The organism is Erysipelothrix larvae, from assembly GCF_001545095.1.
Lineage (GTDB): Bacteria > Bacillota_I > Bacilli_A > Erysipelotrichales > Erysipelotrichaceae > Erysipelothrix > Erysipelothrix larvae.
In genome coordinates this window covers 120,913-146,343 of record NZ_CP013213.1, presented here as the reverse complement: position 1 = coordinate 146,343, position 25,431 = coordinate 120,913, and the positions used below count along the sequence as shown (strand labels likewise).

The window sequence follows — 25,431 nt, the reverse complement described above, 5'->3', positions numbered from 1 at the left end:
TAACCTTTACTTTAAACATCATACAATTCATAATAAATTCATAATAAATTCACACAATTATTTTACAGTATCAGTACGGGAGGTCCTTATGACAAAAATATTGTATTTAGAAGATGATCCAATTATTCGTGAAGTCACACTCGAATATCTCTTAATGAAACACTATGATGTTGATGTCTGCTGTGATGGACAAGAGGCACTTGATTGCATCAACACAACCCAATATTCATGTGCTATCTTAGACATTCTCGTACCCGTTGTATCGGGTTTTGATGTCTTGAAATCGTTATCTACACTTCAAAAGGATTGTGCAGTCATCATGTTGAGTGCTTTGGATGATGAAAAAAGTCAATTAGAAGCATTCAACAATTTCGCAGATGATTACATCATCAAACCCTTTTCACCCTTGTTGTTATTAAAACGCATCGAAGCTGTTTTAAGACGATCAAAATCACATCCGTTTGATGCATCGTTAACAGTGTCAAAAGAAGGATATCAAGTGTTCTATAATCATCAATCATTAAACCTAACCGTAACAGAGTTTCTCATATTTGACGTTTTATACACAAGCCCAACACAAGTCTTCTCGCGCGAACAACTACTGAACGTGATTGCTCCGGATGATTTTATGGTGAGTGATCGTGTTATTGACGCACATATCAAAAATCTAAGAAAGAAACTGCCCTTATCGTGCATAAAAACAGTGGTCGGATTAGGTTATCAGTTTAAAGGACCCGCGTTATGAAAATTTCTAGACGCATATTTATCACGTTGATTGGCGCTACATTTTTGGTAGGCATTGTGTCGATCTCTTATTTCGTGTTATTACTCCCTGGATTATACACTGAAGCAAAAGAACAAGAGTACCTCAGATCAACTGAAACATTCCACAGAAGTGTGACACGCAATGATTTCTCAATCAATTCACCACCAAATTTAGGAAACCTGCAGGCTGTTACACTAAGAATTCCGTTAAGTGGGTACGATGTGAGCGTTTTTTCACCATCATTATATGCACAACTTGAAGTGAATGATGCAACATTGAAAGACATGATTGATGCCTTCGTTGACCGAACACATCATGTTGAAGATAACAGTGACATCAATATCGATGATCTCTTTACAGACTTTGATTTCTCGATATTTAGACAATATTTTCAAGACAGCGGTTTGACACAACTCGTAAATATTCACCATGTAGAGACAAACGACTTCACAGTTGATGAAGGTGCCCATACGTCACAACTCATCACAAGTGATGACATTATTTTGTTTGGCAGTCGTATAAAATCAAATGGCGGAACTTATAGTGGATATATGGCATTCTCGCACGACGATAACTTCCTTTATTTCAGTGTGTCCTCTGCTGCAACACCCGACCTTTCTGAACTCACTCCGATTGTTTTAAATAGCGTTCCAATGATTGCCAGTTTGTTGATTGTGATTGCGATTTTAAGTTCAACGGTGTTGTCAAAATATCTCGCAAAACCCGTTGAAGTGTTAGCACATCAAGTTAAGCACTTTGACACAGAAAAGACCGATCAATTTTCCCAACCCAATCGTGGAGATGAATTTGAAATATTAGAAACCGCACTCAACCGTTTGAGCGCTGACTTAAAGCAATCGATGCATGTTTTAAGCGTTCAGAACAAGGAACTTAAACAGGCAAAATCAAAGCAGGAGCTCTTTATTACAAATGCTACGCATCAACTCAAAACACCCTTATCCAGTGCGTCATTATTAATCCAAGGATACCTCGATGGTGTCGGTCAGTATCAAGACCCTCACGTTACATTACCAAGAGTTATGCTTGAGTTAAAGAAGATGAATGAACTCATTCATGCCTCTTTAAATATTGCGCCTCAGACGTCTGACAATTCACTTCAAACAATCAATCTGAAAGAAAGTATTGATTCTATCATCACTTTTTATCATCCAAAGATTATGGATAAAAACCTACTGATTCACATTGATGTGCCTAATGGAAACATTGTAACTGACCCGCAATATTTTATTCCCTCTCTTGAAAATATTCTCTCAAACGCAATTAAATACACGGCCACAAACGCCTCTGTATCCATCACCTATTCATCCACCTATCTAACCATCGTCAGTGAAGGCACCTTCATTGATGAAGCAATCCTTCCGAATATATCCGATCCTTTTGTTCGATCTCATACTGAAAAAGAATCTGGAACTGGACTTGGTTTGTATTTGGTAGACACATTCTTAACCTATCTAAATATCCCTTGGACCATCGAAAATACAGAAAAAGGGGTAGCAGTAAAACTAAAACTAGGAGAACACTATGATAACAATTGAAAATCTATCCGTTTACTACAAAGACTTTAAAGCACTTGAGATAAAGGATACCCTAACCATTAATCCTAACGATCGTATTGGTGTTATTGGCGCAAATGGTGCTGGTAAAACTACCTTAATCAAAGCCTGCTTAGGGATGATTGATTATCAAGGTTCCATCACCAGTGTCTTAAATCCTGAAGAAATGGCAGTTCATATGCAGTCGAATGAATATGTAGAATCAATTTCATGTAAAACACTGCTCGAGACTATTTTGAATACTTCCTATTCACAAAACACCAAACTTCAAGACATTGTACATACCTTTGAATTTGAACCAAGCCTTAAAAAACGGTTCAAAGAACTTTCCGGGGGACAAAAACAACGGCTCACGTTAATATTAGTCCTCATGCAAGATTCTAAAATTACATTTTTTGATGAAGTCACAACTGGATTGGACTTTGAAACCCGTCAGTTATTGATGCGTTTGATTAATGACTGGTACAAAGGCAAAGATGCTTCAATACTCTTTGTAACCCATTATTACGAAGAACTTGAACAACTCACCAATAAGTTGATGATTCTTGATAAAGGGCACCTTGTTGATATGGGGTATCGTGATGACTTATTTAAAAAGTATTGTGGGCATTCAATCATAACCTTCCGCGATCATCATGATTTATCATGGGATGTTAAACAACTACTTGCACCTGATAACATGACTGCCTTGTCTTGCGCAAACAAAGAAGATGAGCGATATGTTATAAATCGCCTGATTGATTTAGGAATTAGCTTCAAACGAAGCGATAACGATGTTGAAATATTAACAATGAATGCAATCGGAGGACAAGTACAATGAAACGTCTAATTACCTACGAAATCAAAAATATCCTTACAAATATCTTTGCAATAATCTTTGGAGTTTTCTTTCCAATTTTCATGACACTCCTCTTTTACTTAATTTACAAAGAAGAAATTCCTGCATCCGCATTAAGTGGTTTCACGTTAAAGCTTTTTGTGACTAACATGCTGATCATTCCTTTAGCCCTGGTATTCATTGGATTTGCTGCACTGTTTTCCCAGGAAATTGAAAAAGGAGTTACCCAACGACTTACCCTTTTTGGCATCACAACATCCAAGCAACTTCTCGCTAAAATGGCTGCACAAGCACTCACACTTCTGACAACGATTATTCTCTATAGCGTAATCCTTGTTCCTATTTTAAAGATTCCAATGCCTTCGATGGTTTCATTCTTAACGTTCGTTATTTCCTTGATCTTATTCTCTGTTTTCAGTTTTATCATTGCTTATTCAATTGCAACTTTAACACGAAAATTCAGTGTTACGTATGGCATTACCATGGTAACATACTTCGGTATCATGATCCTTTCTGGCATGATGGGTATTCAACCTGAAAATCTTCCCCAAGGACTGCGTTATGCATCAAACCTCCTGCCAACGACTCATGTTGCATCAGTCATTCCAGAGATATGGAATAACAGCACTTCAAACTTCGCTCCAATGATTCAATCCTTTATCTTCATGGGTGCCCTCTCCGCAATTTTATATTTTATAACACTCAATAAAAACAAGCGAACTCTAAGTAAATAGGAACGTTAATCATAACTGATATCTATATCGATAATTTGTAAAGGAGTCATTTGCTTGACACTGCTTATAATTCTTGTCTATAATGCTCGCATACAAACACATATATAGCGTTGAAAAGAAGAGTAGTATGGGACGCATTGCACTAGAGAGTCTTCAGATGGTGAAAGAAGAACCTTGCGAAACATATGAACATGGACTTGGAGCTTGTGATATCGAGATTGGGTTACTGATTTAGATTTCACTGGGATCGCCCATTATAGCGATAGAGTTTGATAGAACTCGATAAGGTATATATCGTGAGATATATGCAAATTAAGGTGGTAACATGAGCCCGCTCATCCTTATGGATGACGGGTTTTTCTTTTCTTCAACACTACAAAAAGGAGGCATATATGAAAAAGTTATTCATTTCTAGTTTGTTAGTTTTACTTGTATTAGTCGGGTGTGGTCAAGCATCCACAAGTAGCGATCCAGATCGTACATCCTTTAAAGTGGGGATTACCGATGGATATCAACGCTTAGCATGGAAACATGTTGCACAAGAAGCTGAAAAGGAAGGCATTACCCTTGAGATTGTTGAGTTTAGTGATTATACCATTCCAAACAATGCATTAAATAGTGGTGATATTGATTTAAACAGTTTCCAAACAATTATCTATTTGGACACTGAATCAAGCGACAATAACTATGACCTAACCTACATCGCAAAAACAATCATTGAACCGATGGCATTATACTCCAATAAGATTAACACTTTGGACGAGCTTGAAGATGGTGGAACGGTAGTTTTAGGTGATGATGTTTCAAACCAAGGACGTGCATTAAACCTTCTTGCGAAAGCCGGACTCATTGAACTTTCAACTTCTGAAACTGAGATTCCCAGTTTAAAAGAAATTACTTCAAATCCTAAGAATCTTGAGTTTATTGAAACGCTCCCTAATAGCATTCCTTCCTTTCTTTCTGAAGTAGATCTTGGTGTCATCAATGGATCTGTTGCGAATGATGCTGGACTTTCATTAAGTGATGCCTTATTTAAAGAAGCGGTTGATGTAGAATCGGAAAACCCTTTTATTAATGTCATTGCGGTACGAACTGAAGACAAAGATAATCCGGGCATTTTACGACTTGCAGAGCTGTTTAGATCAGATGCGGTTAAGGAAATTATCGAAACAGAAACAAAAGGTGCAACCGTGCCGCTTTGGTAACATTGCTTCAGTATTACACCTAAAATCCATATCCATGAGACACCTATATCACCCTTGGATTCTTTTGAATAAACCGTGAATTTGATCGCGTGATTCAACACTAAATCACTCTTTGAAAATTTTTCATGAAAATATTTTGTGTTTTCACTTGACATTGTAACTGCTTATTGACTATAATGCTCTCATACAACAAATATTTAGCGTTGAAGAGAAGAGTAGTATGGGACGCATTGCACTAGAGAGTCTTCAGATGGTGAAAGAAGAACCTTGGGAAACATATGAACATGGACTTGGAGCTTGTGATATCGAGATTGGTTTACTGATTTAGATTTCACTGGGATCGCCCATTATAGCGATAGAGTTTGATAGAACTCGATAAGGTATATATCGTGAGATATATGCAAATTAAGGTGGTAACATGAGCCCGCTCATCCTTATGGATGGCGGGTTTTTTATTTCTCTAAGATGCTTAAGAAGGAGGCACATATGAAAAAGTTATTAATTTCTAGTTTGTTAGTATTATTTGTTTTAGTTGGGTGTGGTCAATCATCCACAAGTAGCGATCCAGATCGTACATCCTTTAAAGTGGGGATTACCGATGGATATCAACTCTTAGCATGGAAACATGTTGCACAAGAAGCTGAAAAAGAAGGCATTACCCTTGAGATTGTTGAGTTTAGTGATTATACCATTCCAAACAATGCATTAAATAGTGGTGATATTGATTTAAATAGTTTCCAACACATTCTTTATCTAAATACAGAAATCGAAGCAAACAACTATGACATTACATCTATTGCAAAGACAATCATTGAACCGATGGCTATCTACTCAAACAAGCTTGATTCACTTGACGATCTTCAAGATGGTGCGCGTGTCGTAATCCCAGATGATACATCAAACCAAGGGCGTGCATTAAATCTTCTTGCGAAAGCCGGACTCATTGAACTTTCAACTTCAGAAACTGAAATTCCAAGTTTAAAAGAGATTACTTCAAATCCTAAGAACCTCGAGTTCATTGAATCACTAGCAAACAGTATCCCACCATACTTATCAGAAGTTGACCTAGCTGTAATCAATGGATCAATCGCAAATGATGCAGGTCTCGTATTAAGCAATGCATTATTTACAGAAGCGGTTGATTTAGAATCAGAAAACCCATTTATTAATGTTATTGCGGTACGAACTGAAGATAAGGAAAACGCAAATATCTTACGTCTTGTTGAACTCTTTAGATCTGATGCAGTCAAAGAAATCATTGAAACTGAAACAAATGGTGCAACATTACCTGTATGGTAAGATGTATCGTTGAAGAATACTAAAAATTCAATTCAATCTTAGGTGTGGTTAACGATACGACCACACAACAGAACACTAATCGTGAATGGATGCATTTTGGTTTCAGGTCTAAGTGTGTTACAAATAGACCTAACCCACTATGTATTAACACATTTTCGTCACTGTTAGATGTTCCTGGGGTAGCCCATTACAGCGCGCGAGTTAATTGAGCTCAACAACGTATAGTGCAAAAGATATACAATTTAAGGCAATTACACAATCGCTCGTTTGCCCTTATGGAAAACGAGCTTTTATTTACACTAAATAGTTCAAAAAGGAGGCGTATATGAAGAAATTACTTGTATTATGTTTAACGAGTTTATTGGTTTTGACTGGGTGTTCTCAATCATCTCGAGAAACAGACCCAAATCGTACATCATTCAAAGTTGGTATTGTTGATGGTTATCAGTTACTGGCATGGAAATATGTGCGTCAAGAAGCAGAAAAAGAAGGTATAACGTTAGATATTGTTGAGTTTGATGACTATACCATTCCCAACGCTGCACTCAATAATGGAGATGTAGACTTGAATTGTTTCCAACATATTCTTTATCTTAATACTGAAATCAAGGCAAATAATTATGACCTTACACCGATCGCAAAGACAGTTCTTGCACCAATGGGACTTTATTCAAACAAGATAACCGATCTCTCTGAACTTCAAGAGGGTGCGCGCATTGTGCTTCCAGATGACACCTCAAATCAAGGACGTGCTTTAAATTTACTTGCATCAGCTGGTCTTATTGAACTTTCAACATCTGAAACCGAAATTCCAAGTTTGAAAGATATTACTTCGAATCCCAAAAATTTAGAAATCATCGAATCACTCGCAAATAGCATCCCTCCTTTCTTAGCTGAAGTCGACCTTGCCGCAATCAATGGAAATGTTGCCTTTGATGCGGGGATACGCTTGAATGATTCAATATTTCAAGAAGTTGTGGACTTAGAATCAGACAATCCCTTTATAAACGTCATTGCCGTTCGTTCTGAAGAGAAAGACAATCAATACATACAACGTCTTGTTGAACTGTACTTGTCAGATCCTGTTAAAGAAATTATTGAAACTGAAACAAACGGGAGTACACTTCCTATTTGGTAGCATTAAAAAACACTGTAATTTTATATACAGTGTTTTTCGGATATTAAACTTTACTTGGGGTTTTCACTCGCAACACTATTTCTTGGGGTGAGGTAATCTTGCTCTAGCCTCTGTCTTTAAAGAAGTTTGGGGATTTCTGTTGTAAACTGATTATCTTAGACCAGCAGAATAAAAAATCACTTTACTTTATGCACAATTAAGTGCTGTATTAAAGTGATTTTTTTTGTATTATTAGTTTAACGAGGTTAATAAAATGGTAGAAACCCCAAGTTTCCAGACCTAAGTTTCTACCAATCCAATACCTCCTATAAAGGAGTAAGAATATGATAACAGTTTTCTCAAACACATTCAATAATAAACAGTTTTCTCAAAAGGAATATTACAAATTTCTCAATTCAATTAATCCAAAAACAATACCTTGTCCGTGCTGTTCAAAAACAGATACACTGATTCGTTATGGATACTATCCGAAAACCATAATTACTGGGCGATTAACCATTGTCGTAGAAATCGCACGTTTCTTTTGTAATCAATGTAAGAGAACTCATGCAATAATACCAAGTAACTTACTTCCCTATTTTCAACTGTCTGTACCCACAATTGAAATAATATTAACCCATGAACTTGATAGCACGCTTTTAACTGATATTGATGAATCAACATATATTCGGATAAAAATACGTTTTAACGATTATGAATCGGTGAGACATTTAAGTTATTTGGAACGATTGAATTACTTCATATTATCCACAAAACGGAATATCTATCATTCCGCCATTACTTCACCAACATGAGAAAAATAGTTTTAACTCCTCAGATTGAATATAATGAAGATGGTTATTTAAATAACAGACAATCATTTTTATATTTAGGAGCAAGATACATAATGAAACCTTATCAAAATAGTCAAAGAGAGGCAGGGTTTCTATGAACGCTAATGCCACTCTTTTAAGTAACGAAAAAATTCTTGAATTATTTAACTTAGAACACCATCAAGTCCAGAAGATTGATATCAAAGGTCAAAGTGACGCATTGAATGTGTACATTACGCTTCAGGTAGAGGAACAAACATGCCCAATTTGTGAAAGCAAAACATCCACAATCAAAGATTATTCTGAAAAGAAGCTTCTCCACTCACTGGTAACACATATACCCTGTTACATTCGTTACCGTGCACGACGTTATAAATGCACAACGTGTAATAAATGCTTTTTTGAACACAATCCATTTGCGTATCGAAATATGAAGATTACTCAGCTGACCGTATATAATGTCCTGAATGATCTTAAATCGCCACATGAAACGTTTACCACAGTTGCCAATAGATATCGGTTATCTCCCACTACAGTATCATCTATTTTCGATTCCCACGTTTCTGTCTCCAGACAAAAACTACCCGCTTATCTGCTTATTGATGAATGTTATGCGTACCACAGTGATCGCAGTGATTATGTATGCGTTCTTATTGATGCAATGACAAAGAATATCGTAGATATATTACCGTCCCGTAAGAAACAAGACTTAGTCGCGTATTTTAGCCAAATCCCCCTTGAAGAACGCAAAGGAGTCTTAGGTATTGGAATCGACATGTGGTATAGCTATAGAGTCGTCGCAAAACAATTCCTTCCAAACGCGTTTATCAGTGTTGATCGTTTTCATGTTTATAGTGATTTAATGAAACGTATCGACTCTATTAGGGTAGACACTATGAAGAAACTAAAACCTCCTAAGAACTGGAAGCAAACAGAAGATAAAGTCAAAAGACAAGAATATTATAAGCGTGACCAGCAATACTATCTGCTTAAAAAGTTCAACTGGTTACTCTATAAAAACCCCAAAGCAACAACCACAGTTAAAGATAAGAAATACAATATATTTGATCCAAATGTACCGAAACAACGCAATAAGAAATTGGGAAAGTTTCTAAACCTTTACGACATAATAGACCTAATTCTTCAAACGAGCAATGGCCTTGAAGATGCATATAACATGAAGTTCTTACTCGATCAATTCTTCAATGAATCAAAAGCTGAGAATGCACACGAGAATCTGAACACACTCATCAGAGTGATGGCTCAGAGTAGAGTTGCATCAATCGTTGATTTTAGCCGAACTTTAGGAAAGTGGAAAAATGAAATTGTCGCAACTTTCAATAAAGTAGAAAAATGCACAAAGGTCACAAATAAGAAAACAGGAGAAACCCATTATGAAGTTTCCATAACACACATAAACAGTGCGTTGATTGAGAATCGAAATCGCATAATCAAGCAAATAAAAAACAATGCAAGTGGCTATCGTAATTGGGAGCGGTTTAGGAATCGTGTGTTGTATGTGCTTAATGAAGACGCAACATATCGAATTAACCCAATAATTAAAACAACCTATGACAAAGGACTCTCTTAAGAAATGACTCATTATTGATATACTATAACAAAAAGAGGGAAGCTATAGTCATGTGCGACTACGCTTCCCTTTGGTCTTTAACAAACTTGTTTGGGGTAACTTACTCCCCAAGTTATTTTATATCATTTTCTGAATTATCCCCAAGTTATTTCAGACCGCCTGTTTTTCTTTTTACTTCTTAAAGAAGATTCTTTTAATGTTTACACATTTCAACAGTTTCCTAAACGCTTGTTTCTCTTTAACAGATAGCGCTCGGTCATTGTGGTTACCATACCGAATGTCAAGGAATGGTTTAACCAAGGTTTTGTAAGTATTTTGATAGTCTTCAGGAATCATCTCTCCATAAAGTTCAACACCAACATGTTGCGGTCGCGCACATTGCCACTCAAGACATTTTAAGACCCCTACAAAGGTTTTTTGATAGGACTTCCCACGAGATATCATGAGATGCGTTAGCATCAAGCGTATCGCTCGTTTAAACACATAATACAACAAGCCCATCACACCAAGAATCATGATCCCGTATTGTATGGTCTGAGTTGGTGTAAGTTTATTGAAGTCGAAGATTACATTCTCTTCTATTTCTGTGGGTCTTGAGGGATTTTCATTTTGTTGTGGGTTATTGGTGTCTGGTGTTGTGGATTGATCAGGATCTGTTGGATCTGACGGGTTTGGCGTTGGTGTTTCTTGATCTGGTGTTGTGGATTCTTGATTTAGAAAATCAAAATTAAATGTTGGTGTTGCTTCAAATGGAATCCATCCATATCCGTCAAAATAGACTTCAGCCCAAGCATGTGCATCTGCATTTCGAATTGTATATTCTTGGTCTGTCACACTTGATATAACACCTGTCGAATATCCTTTAGCCCATCGTGCTGGAATCCCTAGTGATCTCAACAACACAACCATCGCAGTTGAATAGTGCTCACAATACCCTTCTTTCGTTTCAAAGAGGAAGTGATATACAAATTCCATTGTGTCCGGTGTATAAGCGACACTTTCGAGTGCATACTTAAAATCATCATTCTCAGCAAGATACTTACGAACCGCTTCAACTTTATCATACTGAGTTTGCGCATCTACTGTGATTTCGGATGCTAAGTTTTTTACACTTTGCGAAACTGAACTTGGAATTTGCACCCACAATGCAGGCATGGATTCTGGAACTACAACATTTCTCAGATCTTCTTCAGATATATCCAACTCATGCCATGAATAGCTCATTCCTTCAATTAAACTTTGATCTTGTGATGGAAGTTCAATACTTGAAAACCCGATGCGATTTCCTTCAATCGAATAGAGTCCAATATTAATCATCCGAAAATCCGAAATTGAATCAAAGGTTACGTTTCCAAAAGGGAGTGGAATATAGGGTAGTCCGCCTGATACATAGGTAATTGTGGATGTTTCCATGGACTCAGAGACTCTGTTATTGGCTTCCGCAAAGGTGTCTCCTTGCCTATATTGACTTTGATAGACACGGTCGTTTTCTTTCCACCCTTTACCGGAGTACTCATATTTATTTTCTAACTTCCAATAGGTCGGTTTTGTTTGTTTAACTCTGAATACTGTATTGTAATTCATCTGCAATGGGCCACCTAGCATCGAATCATCCAAACTATATCCACTATATGCACCTAACCCAGTTACACGATTTAATTGAAAAATACGATAGAATCCGTTATTTGACAAGTTTATTCGATAAGGATTCGTCGTTTGACGAATTGTAGTATAAATATCTTTATAAACAACTGGATAGTTTACAGATGCAAGGAAAAGCAAACCAACAAGAACGCAGGTTCCTAGAGTATAGAGTGGTTTTCTAAGAAGATCGTACTCATACAGAATCCATAATCGCCAGAGGATTGTGGAAATTACAAGTTGATAAAGTGGCAGTCTTATAATCACATTATTAAATGCAATAAGGATAAAAAAGTAGATAAGAATTACCGCGGATGCATACCACACACGCTGTTTTCTTACCGTTGATTTAATTAATATCACTAATACAAGACCAACTAGAAAGATCCCCACATCATAGATAATCAATGAACTGCTTCGATTGAAAAATCCATAAAGATTTCTCACGACGTACACCGTAAATGTTTGGACCCAGTCTAAAATCATGGTGGGTTTTTCTTGTAAGTAACTATAGGCTAATCCATACAGTGATATTAATTGTAATGGAATTGAGATCAGCTGTTGATCTACAAAGTTTTCAATGAAATTCACGATGAGAATAAACGCAATTAAATACTTTGTCTCAGTATAGATTGTTGAAGAAATAAAGGGGCTGACGATACTCAAAAATACCAATGAGGAGAGCGCAAATGTTATAAGTTTCTTTCTCATTTTAATTCACCACTTTCGTCAAATTCACCAATAATATCCAAAACTCCGTTTTGTTCAAAGACAACAAGTTGCTTATCACAATAAATCTGTGCAGTATTCTGTATTAGGTTCAAGCGTTTTGGTGAAAAGAGTATCGCATCATGTCGCACACTTCCAACGTCAAAATCATCGCACATTTTAAGCTCAGCATAATCACGGTTGATTGGATTAGGGATGTACTCATTTCCCAAAAGACCAAATTGTAGCGTTGTTCCATTGAAACAATTGACATCGAGTGTGTAAAAAAGTGATAGCATCCATTCTGCATTGGCATCATCTGCAGCAACGAAAATAAAGATAACTGGCTTATCATTTTCATGTTCATATTCACGATAAATAAGGGTATTTGTTTTAGATGATAATTTCCAATCAATACGATTCATACGATCACCTGGATTATATTCTCTAATGAGTTTGACATCAAAGGTCTCCCGATTTTTATAAGGTGCTTGAATGTTAAATTTTCGATCTAAATAATCCGCAACAAACGGTCCTGATTTATTAATCTCAGGACATATAATTAAATCCTTCAGTGTATCATCTATAACACGTCGTTCCATCAAACCAATAAAATCGCGTACATTTAATTGTAGTGAATTCATTTCGTATATTCCGCGATTAAGGATATGTGTCTTTACAGCTAAAATCTCGTGTTTTTTCGTAGGGAGCATTTTAAGTTCAGATTGTATGAGCATGTTGTTTACTTTAGTATTAAGTTGAATATTAAGAAATCTGAATCGAACATGTGTTCGCGTGTAGATTCTTACTTCAAGTGTTTCTTTATGAGTCAGGGTCATCTCTTTGGATAATCCTTCCATCGAAATATTGATTGGTAAAAAAAGCATGATTACCAACGCAATCATCAAGGTAGTAATAAAGAAGAGTAAAATCCAATTCGAATGGTTATTGAAGGTAAAAGCAAACACGACTAAAAAACACCACGCTAAGAAGACAATGCTGTTTCTTATCTGTGCACTCAGTTTCATTATTGAACCGGAGCTTTCACATTCGCTAAGATTTCTTCAAGGATTCGATCTGTGAAGTCATGTGCTGAGCGTGTATGCACACGGTGACTACATACTGGAACAAAGAGTGTCGAGAAATCTTCTGGAATACAGTAATCTCTGTTTTGAGTGACTGCGTACGCTTTCGCAACACGAACTAAGTCTAAAGCACCACGAGGGCTTACCCCTAGACGAATATTCGAATGTTTACGTGTTTGTCTTACTAAATCTAAAGCATATTCATACAATTCTTTTTTAATTGTAACCTTATCTACGGCGTCTTTTAAGTACATGATATCCTCACGAGACGCTACTGCTTGCAACGTTGGAAGAATCGTCTTACGTTGTGGCGACTCTAAAAGATCCAATTCTTCAAGATAGGTTGGATAGCCCATTGATAACCGAATAATGAACCGGTCAAGTTGCGCTTCTGGTAGTGGGTATGTCCCCTCATAAGTTGAAGGATTTTGCGTTGCCAGCACAAAGAAGGTATCGCCCAATGAATAGGTAACCCCATCCTGACTGACGTTTCCTTCACTCATTGCTTCCAAGAGCGCAGATTGTGTTCGTGGCGTTGTCCGATTAATTTCATCCGCTAGTAAAATATCTGTAAAGATTGGACCTTTTTTAAATTCAAAGTGTTGCGTTGATGTATTAAAGATTGAGATCCCAATTATGTCACTTGGCATCATATCTGGCGTAAACTGAACACGACTTGCTTGCAATCCCATAACCCTTGAAAGAGACCGTACGAGCATTGTTTTCCCGATACCTGGAACATCTTCATAAAGTACATGACCCCCTGCTAAAAAAGCAGCGAGTGTGAGTTGGATGACACTTTCTTTTCCAAGAATAACCTTGCTTGTTTCACTTATTATACGTTGTATAATCGGATTTCTTTGTTCCATAATCAGCCTCCATGTAATCTTATTTTAGACTATTTTACACTCTTTTCATAGTAAAAAAAGGATATAGTTTTATCCCTGCACATAATCACCAACTTTAATATTTATACACTCGATTAATTGATGTGGGTCAATAATAATCTGGCATCCTCTATGACCTCCACTTATAGCTATCACTTCCTGTTCTAAACAAGATTCATGAATATATGTTGGATACAATTTCTTCATCCCTATTGGAGAACAACCACCACGCTGATATCCAGTCTTTTGTGTGAGTTGATTAAGGGGAAGCATCGATAATGATTTATGACCACTTGCTTTTGATAATTTCTTTAGATCAACGTGCTCTGATACTGGAATCAAACAAACAACAAGATCATCTTTGTCGCATACTACTAATGTCTTAAAGACCTCTTCGACATTTCTTGAGACCAGACGAGCAACTTCTTCACCATCCATATGTTCTTTAGACACTTTAAATTCAACTACCTGATAAGGAATTTTAAGCTGATCTAATGTTCGCATTGCATTTGTCTTCATATCTAAAAATCTCCCATCATTTCTAAAAGATAGTATATCCTATCCTCAATGCTCATGCAAATTGCACCAAAACACAAAAAAACAAGACCCAAATCACGGGTCCTGCCTTTTAAAGTATATATTATCTACTAATTAGAATTTAGCAGCTACATAGTGAGCTGTACGTACTAATTGGTTTGTGTATGATGCTTCATTATCATACCAAGCAGCAACTTTAACAAGTGTTACGCCACCTTGTTTGATAACTTTAGTTTGTGTAGCATCAAATAATGAACCATAAGCCATACCGATGATGTCTGATGATACTAGAGGTTCTTCAGTGTAACCATATGATTCGTTAGCAGCAGCTTTCATAGCAGCATTTACTGCATCAGCATCACAATCTTTTTCAACTACAGCAACGAGTTCTGTGATTGAACCTGTGATAACTGGAACACGTTGTGCTCCACCATCTAATTTACCTTGTAATTCAGGAATTACAAGACCGATAGCTTTAGCAGCACCTGTTGAGTTAGGAACGATATTAGCTGCAGCAGCACGAGCACGACGTAAGTCACCTTTAGCGTGAGGAGCATCTAATGTGTTTTGGTCATTTGTGTATGCGTGGATAGTAGTCATAGAACCACCAACGATACCAAATTTATCATTTAATACTTTAGCCATAGGAGCCAAGCAGTTTGTTGTACATGAAGCACCTGAGATAACTGTTTCGCTACCATCAAGAATTTCGTGGTTTGTGTTGTAAACAACTGTTTTAATGTTTCCTGTTGCAGGAGCTGAAACGATAACTTTACGAGCACCAGCTTCTAAGTGAAGACCAGCTTTTTCTTCTGTTGTAAAGAATCCTGTACATTCAAGAACTACGTCTACACCTAATTCTTTCCATGGTAAGTTTTTAGGATCGCGTTCGCTTAATACTTTGATTTCATGTCCATCAACTTCAAATGCACCTTCTTTTACTACAACATCTTTGCCGTAACGTCCTTGTGCTGAGTCATATTTCAATAAATGAGCCAATGTTTTAGCATCTGTTAAATCATTGATTGCTACGATTTCCATATCGTCTGATCCGATGATAAGACGTGTTGCTAGACGTCCAATACGTCCAAATCCGTTAATTGCCACCTTAACTGTCATGTTTAAAGTTCCTCCTTATTTTTGACAACTATAATTATACACTATATGAGAAAATAGTCAATTGTGAGAACCTTATCAATCTACTGATTATCTCTATTAAATAGTGGTTTTCCATACGCATGGAACGCGGAATAGGCAGATAAAATTCTTATATGATATAAACGCTCAAAGAGCTCTTGATCATTAATACGTCCGAGCAAGAACGGTCGCTTCACTCTACGTGATTCAGGATAAAGTTTTCTTATCTGCTCCGCTGTAGTAGTTGTGAGGATAACCCTTGTCTGACCTCGACTCACAAACGACATCAATTGCATCAGAGTTCCACTCTTGTCATAACAACATTCTTTTACCTCTACATACCCATTATGTTGGATATAAGCAGCATATCCTACAAGGATATTATCAACCGTCAAGCCAACTATTTTTCCATTTTTTGCTGCATATTCTTTTTTCAACAGTTCAAAATCTTCCAATGTTCTCACAAAATACCCCGTAAAATGTTGCGTAAATGTCTCATATACGCGTTTCAAATCTTTAGCTTCTGGGTTTAGAAGAATTCCATCGATTCCAAATTCAAACATTGATCGAGCATTAATGTTATACTCGTAATCTTCGATAACAGGTTCAAAACCAAAATTTGAGAATATCTTGGGTTCGTAAGCACTTAATAATGTCACGATGTCTTTTTGTGATAATTCATCTAATAAAGCTTCCATGAATTTCTTCATATATCCTTGCCCTTGGTATTCTGGACGCGTCAAAAGCCCCGTGATATACGATACTCGAATCTTTTTATCATGGAGCGATAAGACCTTACTACGCACTTGGGCACTTGAAATGATTGACCCATCATTTCCGCGATATACATAACTTTCATCATCCTTATAGTGGTGATTAAAATAAGCATTGATTGACCCACCATCTTGATGGTGAAATGCTTCTTTCCAATATTTATGGATGAGATTTTTTTCTTCACTTCTTGCTTTATCTAACATACATGTTCCCCGCTCAATTATTCTTCGTCATCATCCTTTACTTCATGAACCGTAAACTCAACATCCACGACATCATCTGCAGATGTATTGCGTGGCGGTTCATTGTAGTGTGTTCGTGTTCTTTGTTCAGCCTGCCTTTTTGGTGCAAATATCTTATACAGAATATACACCACAAGGATTACAGGTGCTAGATAAACAAACAACTGAATTGCAAGCACAGGTAATATAATAAAGACTACGACAAATATCACAATTAAGATGATTGTTGCGATGAGATTAGACATAATGAATCCTTCTTCCTAACTTACTTATTATCATCGAATTTCTGTGCTAATTCAATGATTTTGTTGAAACGATGTTGTAATCCTGACTTACTTATTTTATTTCCAGTACGGTCCTGATATTCTTCGATGAGCTCATTAAGGCTTGCTTCTGGCATGTCCATCCGTAAGTCACCAACTTCGATTAGTTTTTGGTCAATATAGTTATACCGATTATTCTTAATCAAAGTATAAATTGCATCCAGTTGAGCACTTCCTGCCTTGATGCTTTTCATTTCATTTGCTACTTCACAGTTATCAAGACGCGTGAGGGAGTTTTTAAAATCGCGTTGTATTCGCACATCTTCAAATTCCATGGTGCTCTCATGAGCATATACAATTTTTAAAAAGTCTGCTATATGGTCTGCTGCCTTGATATAGACAACGGGTTTATTACGCCGAAGCATACTTTTCGCATTGAGCTCAAAACGTCCCAGAATTTTTTGAATAAATTCAGCCATTTCTTCATTATTGCATCGAATTTCAGCATGATAATTTGCTGTATTTGGTGCATTAACGCTACCACCTGCAAGAAACGCGCCTGCTAAATAAGCACGGGCATTCGCTTCTTTTACTACAATAATGTTATAAGGCACGGGCCGTAGTCCTTTAGATGAATAAATTCCTAAATCTTCTAAAATACTCATGGCCTGTTCAGTTACTAAGAGACGATAAATATTCCGTTTATCAAGGTTACTTCGTCTTAATACTGTGAGCTCGACTTCAGCGTGATACAACTCTTTAACAAGCGTCATGATAAATCGTGCAGTTGCTGCATTATCGAGTTCAATTTTCAGCATGATGACACGATTAACAATTTGCATGGAAGCGTTGAGATGCATAAAAGCACTCAACAGCGCTCGCTTTTGTTCTAAGTTATATTCTTGATGTGTTATTTCTTGTTTCACATCACTACTAAACGACATATCCCATCTCCTTTAATAATGCCTCAAAGCTTGCCTTCACTTTCACTGAATCGTGTCGAATTTGATCAACACCAGTTTTCAGTAAATCATGTTTCACAAGTCTGTACTCATGTTCAGTCTTCTCAAAGTGAACACCTTTACTTCCAGTCTCAAGATAACGCTTGGCAAGATTTTCATCTGTTTTAGTAATATTTTCAACAACAAAGTCAAACTTAATATTACAATGGCGCAAGATCGCATCAACATGGTCTTCACCATTATATCCATCTGTCTCACCTGGTTGAGTCATTGCATTACAATAATACACTTTTTTTGCCTTAGTGAATTCGAGTGCTCTTCTAATATCTGGAATCGCAACATTTGGAAGGATTGACGTAAAAAGCGAACCAATCCCAAAGAGAATCACATCTGCATTTACGATTGCATCAATGGATTCTTCGGTCGCACGTACGGGTTCATCATAAAATACTTCGGTAATTGCATTTTTAAACAAAGGGATATTTGATTCCCCCCGAACGATGGTACCATCTTCCATACGCGCAAGAAGCGTTAGCAATTGAAGTGAAGATGGAATAATGCGTCCTTTAACTTTCATAATCTTGGACACTGAACCAATTGCTTCCATAAAACTACCGGTGGTTTGAGTCAGTGCTGTAAGAATTAAGTTTCCCAGACTGTGTCCACCAAGGGATTCACTGTCGACAACGTTAAAACGGTAATCCATAATCGAAGACATTAACGATTGCTCATCTGATAAGGAAACCATCACATTTCGAATATCTCCCATTGCTGGCATCGAAAATTCATCTCTTAATCGTCCAGTACTACCACCATCGTCTGCAACGGTAACGATGGTTGCGAGTTCAATTCCTTCAACTTGTTTTATACCTCTTAAAATAACGGATTGCCCGGTCCCCCCGCCAAGGATCACCACTTTAATCATGGTAAACTTCCTTTGCATCACGATGATTCTTAAAGGTCACATATTGGTTGTGATAGTGATCAAAGAGCCAATTGGTTACTGACACTGATCGGTGTTGCCCCCCTGTACACCCAATTGCTACAGTTAAATGGTTTCGATTTTCAACCTTAGCAGATTGAAGCGCAAAGTCTAAGTAATCTGTTAAGTGTTTAAGCAGTTCCGCTGTCTTTTCATCGTTGATTACATAATCATATACTGGTTTATCATTCCCGCTCAACGATCGTAGTGTTTCATCCCAGTATGGGTTTTTTAACGATCGCACATCAAATACTAAATCTGCATCAAGTGGAAGACCATGTCTAAATCCAAATGACAAAAAACTAACTGATAGGGATGGTGTCGCATTCTTCCCAAATACTTCTTGTAAACGTGATGCGAGGTTTGCTTGTGTTATTAATGATGTATCGAGGATAAAGGTAGCTTCTTCCTTAATATCCGAGTATACATTTTGTTCCAACTCAATTGCTTCTCCTAATGAGTTCGCAACACCTGCTAATAATAATGGATGTTTGCGTCGTGTGTGCTTGTATCTTAAAAGCAAGGATTCATAACTTGCATCCAAAAAGAGCACACTCACATATGCATCCAGATTCTCAAGTGAATGCTTGAACTTGTAAAAGTCTTGTGCACTTACGGATAAAGCAACATGGTCATAGCGCACTTCGTTTCCATGTTGAATTGTGTTTGATAGTTCATCAATCAATGATGCAGGCAAACGATCAATACAATAATACCCCATATCTTCAAGTGCAGCCATAGCACTTGTCTTACCCGCTCCAGCTAATCCAGTTACCAATACGATTCTACGTTTCATAAATGACACCTCTCTCATTCATTATAGCAAAATTTTCACATACTTGATGAATTGAAGACGGTAGTTTTCTTCTTTTTTATTAAAATATCCACGCTTTACTTTCATTTATCACAAACCATCCGTTTTATCCCGTTGTTTTTTTATAAACAGGAAATGAAAAAGAGCCTTTTTATAAGTGGCTCTTTGATTTTGACTTGTTTAAACTGTTTCTTTATATAATTTCCATCCCATATAAACAATCCATACATATGCCAGTGTCTTTGGAATCATGAGCATTCCTACCAAAGGATATTCCGCGCTAAAGAGTACAACCGGAATATAAAATGCAAATGATAAAGCGATTGCAAGCGGCATAAAGCGAAATACCTTATCGTCTTTTCGCTTAACTAGGTGTGCAAACAACATAATAATCATGAATCCCATGATTGCGAAGGGTACATTACGAATGATACCCCATTTTAGTGGTTGATGATAACTTAGCCACTGATTTTGTGGGAGTAAACACAATCCGATACGAATAATTGCGAGTGCCCATAGAATAATTGTGACTGGCTTACGCCCTTCAACTTCATAACGTTCTCGCCAAATATAATAGAGAATCAGATAGAAAATCGTCATCGTAATAGACGTAACCAGTTTCCCAATGCCCAATGCTGCTGCATTTGCTTCAAGGCCAGTCGTCCAAAGTGCTACCATACGTGGTACGAGGTGAAAACTGTCCCCAACACCTAATAGAACCGCCATAATTCCAAACTTCTTCACAAGTCCGTTTGACTTGCCCTTTGTCATCATTATATAACCGGCTGTAATGACGCCAACCAAATAACAAATATCAAAAATAGTTTCAGCGATTGCTTGTGCCATATTCATGCTCCTTTTAGTAAACTACTCGTTTCACAACTTCAATAAAACAATCAATGTTTGGAGCGTTTGTTCTTAAGTTTTCCATCATATTCATGATGATCAAATCCGCAAAATCCACTTCTGATAGAGATTCATTCCAAATACTTGGAAGGATTTGCTCATCTTTTCCGATGCGTCGGATAATGTCGGTTCTTAGTACACTTTGCATCGACTGCATCCGTTGTCTCCCTATCACCTGCACATTGGTTAAACTGTTCATTAACGCACCCGTGGAATCGCTTATTTCTTCTTTTAAGAATTCATAAATGTCTCTGAGTTGTTGTGTGAAACACACAGCTGTTATTTGCCGATTCATTTCTATCAACGCATGTTTCCACGTTTCTTCAGTGATCACCAGTAGAATCTCATCCTTATTCGCAAAGTAATTGTAGATTGTGCCACTCGCTACACCCACCTTTTGTGATAATGTACGAATGCTAAGATTTTGTGGACCTTCTTGGTCTATGATTTCTCTTGCACACTCTAAGATACACTCGCGAAGAGTTTCGTCCTTTTTCCTCATAAATCTCCTTTCAGACAAATCAATATAAACGATTAAACGCATATAATGAACATGTTCATTTATAGTGTACTCCTTTATTTTGACTTGTCAAGCATTTAAATGAACGCGTTCATTTAAATCCATAATAATAGTAGGTCACTTTCAAAACCTACTAATTTGGTTTTATATTTTAATTGATCTTTTCTCAATTCGCCACCCAATGAACCAACACAGTACCAATCCATAGTTTTCAAGCGCTCCTACAAGGCTGATTATTTTTGTGGAATCAGATAAATAGCCTAGGAGATGGTTTGTTCCAAAATAGAACCCTCCAAGTGATAAGGAAAGTAGGAGTACTTGAAGATAATACCAGTCATATCTCAGGAATACTGCGACGATAAATGGAATGATTGCTAAGTTCCAAAAAGCAATTTCTCTTTGCCATCCAACAGCAACACCATATTCTGAGTGTGAACCCATAAATTGTGGAAAAAAGATTTGCAAGAACGCAGCGCTAACCATCAATATCATCACTATTATTAACATGACTCTTAAAAATTTATTCATTTTATAATTAAAGCTCATAATAAAAACCCCCTAGAACAAAATAAACCAGTCTCTGTGTTATAAGTATACCAAAGGGGCTCTTTGTTATTTGCGATACTTTTAGTAAGAATAAATAATTTTATATAGAATTAGGTAAAGCTTTTTAAACTCAGCAAAAAAGGCCGATTGGCCTTTACTTAGCTATAGTCTGAATGTAATGGAATGCTTCTTGTGCAGCAACTGATCCATCAGATGTCGCAGTCACAATTTGACGAAGTGGTTTATCCAATGCATCGCCTGCTGCGAATACACCTGGAACACTGGTATGCATGCGAGAATCTGCAATTATGTAACCTTGAGAATCTAATACACCAAGATTTTTCAAATACCCTGTTGCTGGATCAGCACCAATGTAAGGGAAAACACCATCCGCTTTAATTTCAAGTGGCTCATTTGTATCTGAATGCACAAATTTCATTCCAGAAATTTTTCCATCATCATTAAGAATATAAGCAGCTGGTTTATGTTTACGAACTACTTCTATTTTTGGATTCTTCAACAATTCTTCTTGGGCATGTGTATCACCACGGAATACATCCCGTCGTATCACAATCGTCACCTTATCCGCAAATTGGGTGAGGTAAACTGCTTCTTCAAGTGCTGAGTTTCCACCACCAATTACAATCACATTCTTTTGTTTGAAAAATGCACCATCACAAACAGCACAATAAGAAAGTCCCCGTCCCAAGAGTAATTCATCTTCTGGGAATCCTAGGGTTCTTTCAACAGTTCCAGTTGCAGCAATAACAGCTTTTGCAGTATAGCGACTACCATCTTCTGTAACCACCACACGCACATCACCATCAACTTCAATGTCTTTAACATCCCCATAGAGATATTGTGCCCCATAATTAGTTGAGTGCGTATACATTTTCATTGATAAATCTGCACCATTTATTGAGTCAATACCTGGATAATTGCAGATAATATCTGTTTTTATCATCTTTCCACCGGGTGCTTCACGTTCCATCATCGCAACATTTAATCCAGCACGAGATGCATATAAAGCTGCGGTCATCCCTGCAGGACCACCACCGATAATAATTACATCATATTGTACGTCCATTCATGATCCTCCTTTAAAATTTCGAGAAGTTCATTCCAATCCGAAATGAGTCTGTTTGGTTCTTCAACACGAAGTGCTGCTTCTCTTTTTTCGTCAAACAAATATCCAATCGTAAATGCACCTGCACGTCGACCAGCAACAATGTCTGTTGGTGTGTCACCAATATATATCAACTGTGATTGATCAGCGCACAGTTCTCGTGCTGCCTTCAGGATACCATCAGGATCTGGCTTATGCTTTTCATATTCATGAAGTCCGTATACCAAGTCAAACAGATGTGTCATGTTCGTAAGCTCAAGCGCATAATCAATCGGTTCTTTTAATTTGCTGGAAACAATACCAAGGGTATATCCTTCATCCTTAAGCTTTTGAAGAACTTCAATCGCATGATCCATAGGCTTAACATATTCTTTGTGAAGTTTCATGTTTAGCATTCTGTAATAGGCGACAACTTCTTCCACTTCATCTTGTTCAAAGTACAATCCAAAACTATCCCACAGTGTTGGACCAATAAATGAGTAATAATCTTGTTCTGTTAATTCAAGGTCTGGTTTACGTTCTTTAAACACCGTTTTGAATGTTTCAAGGATAAGTGCTTGCGTATCCATAACGGTACCATCAAAATCCAATAACAACAACGGTTTTGACCGTTTCGTAAATCGTCTAAATCCGCCAAAGGTTCCAAAAATACCCACTGCGATGAATACAAGACTTGTCGCTTGAGCGGTTCTAATCCCCATAAAATAAAGGCTATCTGTTCTAAATCCTTCAACCCAAAAACGCACCACACCATACCACATGAGATAGGCGAACACTAAGTCACCTCGTTTTGGCTTACTGAATCGTTTTAGTACAAGAACAATCAAAATCCACCCAAGGACATTGAGTGAGCTTTCCATAAAGAATGTTGGCATACGATATTGACCGTTGATAAACATTCCATTCTTGATAAATTCTGGAAAGAAGTTAAAGAAACTTTCAGATACTACTGTCCCATAGGCTTCTTGGTTCATGAAATTTCCCCAACGGCCTAAAGCTTGAGCAAGCAATACGTTTGGAACAATCATATCTGCCCAATGGAGGAAAGCAATTCCTTTTTTCTTTAAATAGTAATAGGCAAACCCTGAACCAAGCACGAGTCCGCCTTGAATCGCAAGACCCCCATCTCGTGTCATTAAGATCTCAATTGGATTACTCAAATAGTTCGGTAGATTGTAAAAAAGTACATACCATAAACGCGCACCGACAATTCCAAAAAACATCACACCAATAAAGACGTTGTCCAAGATTTCTTCATCATAACCTGCTTTGCGAATATTATAGCGACTTATTAAGTAGGCAATATAAGCCCCTGTTACAATTAATACCGCATACCATGCAATCGATAAAGACCCGATTTGCACGAATGTTTTCATATCTGGAAAAAACTGAATCATACGTCTTGCTCCTCACTCATCTTCCTCATGTGATCCATCACACGTTTATCAAATGTTTCGGCAGCATTAATCCCACGTTGCTTCAACATAAAGTCACGCACACCTGATTCAACAAGTGCCGCCATATCTCGGCCTTCTTTAACCGGGAATACCAACTTCGGTAATTTTTCATCAAATATTTCAAAGATTTCTTCATCTTCAATACCAATTCTTCGGTATACATTCTTAGAATCCCAGGGTTGAAATTCAATCACAAAATCAACATGCTCTTGTTCTAAGAACGCACGTACACCAAACATTTGAGTTACGTCAATAATTCCAATTCCACGAATCTCAAGTAATCCTCGCGTAAGTTCAGGCGATGTTCCCATCACTCGATTGCGTACCACCCAGCAATCAACACGGTCATCCGCTATTAAAGAGTGCCCTCTCAGTATGAGTTCTAGTGCAACTTCACTTTTCCCCATGCCTGACTCACCAATCATCAAGACACCTTTACCAAAAACATTCATCAATACACCATGAATATTGATTACAGGTGCGAGCATCTCATCAAGTAAGGACACAACTTCAACAATTACTTCCGAGCTTGTGACTTTAGTTGTAAGCACTGGGTAATTTTTAGCGTTTGCCACTTCCAACAATTCCTTTGGAACATCATTACCACCCGATACAATAATCGTTGGTGATTCGTCATTTGTTAAGAAATCAAAGCGATCTTTAAGGGTTTCTGAATCCATTCCACGAATGTATGCAGATTCCTTGTTTCCAATAATGTTAACGCGTTTACGCTCTACATGATCATAAAACCCTGTGAGTTCAAGTCCAGGTCGTGATGTACTTTGTAAACGAATTGGACGTTTGAGTGCATCCTTATTTCCCGCTACTTGCTTATAACCTAGTTTATCAACCAAAACTGATACTTCGCATGTTTGAAGTTCCATCAT

Annotated in this window: 25 protein-coding genes; 9 read left to right on the top strand and 16 right to left on the bottom strand. The window is 37.3% G+C overall.

Features of this window, described 5'->3' with window-relative positions; all coding sequences use genetic code 11:
* The first annotated feature begins 88 nt into the window (after positions 1–88).
* From AOC36_RS00710 to AOC36_RS00670, 9 genes are all read left to right on the top strand, one after another.
* Positions 89–745, top strand: coding sequence for a response regulator transcription factor (locus AOC36_RS00710; protein ID WP_067630024.1), 657 nt, complete (start codon positions 89–91; stop codon positions 743–745).
* Entirely contained in the window at positions 742–2,322 is a 1,581-nt protein-coding gene (locus AOC36_RS00705) for a HAMP domain-containing sensor histidine kinase (RefSeq protein ID WP_067630023.1), read from the top strand. The genes AOC36_RS00710 and AOC36_RS00705 overlap by 4 nt, the downstream gene beginning before the upstream one ends.
* Positions 2,309–3,160, top strand: coding sequence for an ATP-binding cassette domain-containing protein (locus AOC36_RS00700; RefSeq protein WP_067630022.1), 852 nt, complete (start codon positions 2,309–2,311; stop codon positions 3,158–3,160). Before AOC36_RS00705 ends, AOC36_RS00700 begins: the two co-directional genes overlap by 14 nt.
* Entirely contained in the window at positions 3,157–3,912 is a 756-nt protein-coding gene (locus AOC36_RS00695) for an ABC transporter permease (RefSeq protein ID WP_067630006.1), read from the top strand. The genes AOC36_RS00700 and AOC36_RS00695 overlap by 4 nt, the downstream gene beginning before the upstream one ends.
* Positions 3,913–4,304: 392 nt before the next feature.
* Positions 4,305–5,117, top strand: a complete 813-nt coding sequence (locus tag AOC36_RS00690) for a MetQ/NlpA family ABC transporter substrate-binding protein (protein ID WP_067629996.1) — start codon at positions 4,305–4,307, stop codon at positions 5,115–5,117.
* A gap of 486 nt (positions 5,118–5,603) precedes the next feature.
* Positions 5,604–6,416 carry a MetQ/NlpA family ABC transporter substrate-binding protein gene (locus tag AOC36_RS00685; RefSeq protein WP_067629991.1) on the top strand — a complete coding sequence of 271 codons (813 nt, stop codon included), beginning with the start codon at positions 5,604–5,606 and terminating at the stop codon, positions 6,414–6,416.
* A 325-nt stretch (positions 6,417–6,741) separates the two neighbouring features.
* A complete protein-coding gene (locus AOC36_RS00680; protein ID WP_067629982.1) occupies positions 6,742–7,554 on the top strand; it encodes a MetQ/NlpA family ABC transporter substrate-binding protein in 813 nt (270 codons plus the stop codon).
* 323 nt (positions 7,555–7,877) lie between these two features.
* Complete coding sequence (locus AOC36_RS00675; RefSeq protein WP_067629969.1) at positions 7,878–8,348, top strand: DUF6431 domain-containing protein; 471 nt, start codon at positions 7,878–7,880, stop codon at positions 8,346–8,348.
* A gap of 133 nt (positions 8,349–8,481) precedes the next feature.
* Positions 8,482–9,957: an ISL3 family transposase gene (locus tag AOC36_RS00670; RefSeq protein ID WP_067629964.1), complete on the top strand. Its 1,476-nt coding sequence runs from the start codon at positions 8,482–8,484 to the stop codon at positions 9,955–9,957.
* 171 nt (positions 9,958–10,128) lie between these two features.
* Here AOC36_RS00670 and AOC36_RS00665 read toward each other — a convergent pair whose 3' ends face one another.
* The 16 genes from AOC36_RS00665 to hprK all read right to left on the bottom strand — a co-directional run bounded on the left by AOC36_RS00665 (position 10,129) and on the right by hprK (position 25,428).
* Entirely contained in the window at positions 10,129–12,309 is a 2,181-nt protein-coding gene (locus AOC36_RS00665; protein ID WP_067629958.1) for a transglutaminase-like domain-containing protein, read from the bottom strand.
* On the bottom strand, positions 12,306–13,334 hold the full coding sequence (locus AOC36_RS00660; RefSeq protein WP_067629955.1) for a DUF58 domain-containing protein: 1,029 nt from the start codon (positions 13,332–13,334) through the stop codon (positions 12,306–12,308). The genes AOC36_RS00665 and AOC36_RS00660 overlap by 4 nt, the downstream gene beginning before the upstream one ends.
* Positions 13,334–14,260 carry an AAA family ATPase gene (locus tag AOC36_RS00655; protein ID WP_067629952.1) on the bottom strand — a complete coding sequence of 309 codons (927 nt, stop codon included), beginning with the start codon at positions 14,258–14,260 and terminating at the stop codon, positions 13,334–13,336. The genes AOC36_RS00660 and AOC36_RS00655 overlap by 1 nt, the downstream gene beginning before the upstream one ends.
* Positions 14,261–14,329: 69 nt before the next feature.
* Positions 14,330–14,797: a Cys-tRNA(Pro) deacylase gene (gene ybaK / locus AOC36_RS00650; RefSeq protein ID WP_067629949.1), complete on the bottom strand. Its 468-nt coding sequence runs from the start codon at positions 14,795–14,797 to the stop codon at positions 14,330–14,332.
* A gap of 132 nt (positions 14,798–14,929) precedes the next feature.
* Positions 14,930–15,934 (bottom strand): type I glyceraldehyde-3-phosphate dehydrogenase, encoded by a 1,005-nt coding sequence (gene gap, locus AOC36_RS00645; RefSeq protein WP_067629947.1) that lies wholly within the window; start codon positions 15,932–15,934, stop codon positions 14,930–14,932.
* Between the two features lie 80 nt (positions 15,935–16,014).
* Positions 16,015–16,929, bottom strand: coding sequence for a GNAT family N-acetyltransferase (locus tag AOC36_RS00640; RefSeq protein WP_067629939.1), 915 nt, complete (start codon positions 16,927–16,929; stop codon positions 16,015–16,017).
* 17 nt (positions 16,930–16,946) lie between these two features.
* Entirely contained in the window at positions 16,947–17,213 is a 267-nt protein-coding gene (locus AOC36_RS00635) for a hypothetical protein (protein WP_067629936.1), read from the bottom strand.
* A 20-nt stretch (positions 17,214–17,233) separates the two neighbouring features.
* The gene (whiA, locus tag AOC36_RS00630; protein ID WP_067629933.1) at positions 17,234–18,175 is read right to left on the bottom strand and encodes a DNA-binding protein WhiA; all 942 of its coding nucleotides are present in this window, start codon (positions 18,173–18,175) and stop codon (positions 17,234–17,236) included.
* Positions 18,165–19,118: a gluconeogenesis factor YvcK family protein gene (locus AOC36_RS00625; protein WP_067629930.1), complete on the bottom strand. Its 954-nt coding sequence runs from the start codon at positions 19,116–19,118 to the stop codon at positions 18,165–18,167. Before AOC36_RS00625 ends, whiA begins: the two co-directional genes overlap by 11 nt.
* Entirely contained in the window at positions 19,111–19,971 is an 861-nt protein-coding gene (gene rapZ / locus AOC36_RS00620) for an RNase adapter RapZ (protein ID WP_067629927.1), read from the bottom strand. Before rapZ ends, AOC36_RS00625 begins: the two co-directional genes overlap by 8 nt.
* A gap of 198 nt (positions 19,972–20,169) precedes the next feature.
* Positions 20,170–20,835, bottom strand: a complete 666-nt coding sequence (locus tag AOC36_RS00615; protein WP_067629923.1) for a hypothetical protein — start codon at positions 20,833–20,835, stop codon at positions 20,170–20,172.
* 13 nt (positions 20,836–20,848) lie between these two features.
* Positions 20,849–21,397 carry a TetR/AcrR family transcriptional regulator gene (locus AOC36_RS00610; protein WP_067629920.1) on the bottom strand — a complete coding sequence of 183 codons (549 nt, stop codon included), beginning with the start codon at positions 21,395–21,397 and terminating at the stop codon, positions 20,849–20,851.
* 162 nt (positions 21,398–21,559) lie between these two features.
* The gene (locus AOC36_RS00605; protein ID WP_232505376.1) at positions 21,560–21,961 is read right to left on the bottom strand and encodes a hypothetical protein; all 402 of its coding nucleotides are present in this window, start codon (positions 21,959–21,961) and stop codon (positions 21,560–21,562) included.
* A gap of 154 nt (positions 21,962–22,115) precedes the next feature.
* The gene (gene trxB, locus AOC36_RS00600; RefSeq protein WP_067629917.1) at positions 22,116–23,048 is read right to left on the bottom strand and encodes a thioredoxin-disulfide reductase; all 933 of its coding nucleotides are present in this window, start codon (positions 23,046–23,048) and stop codon (positions 22,116–22,118) included.
* Entirely contained in the window at positions 23,027–24,484 is a 1,458-nt protein-coding gene (gene lgt / locus AOC36_RS00595; protein WP_067629914.1) for a prolipoprotein diacylglyceryl transferase, read from the bottom strand. The genes trxB and lgt overlap by 22 nt, the downstream gene beginning before the upstream one ends.
* Positions 24,481–25,428: an HPr(Ser) kinase/phosphatase gene (gene hprK / locus AOC36_RS00590; RefSeq protein WP_232505375.1), complete on the bottom strand. Its 948-nt coding sequence runs from the start codon at positions 25,426–25,428 to the stop codon at positions 24,481–24,483. Before hprK ends, lgt begins: the two co-directional genes overlap by 4 nt.
* Positions 25,429–25,431: the final 3 nt, after the last annotated feature.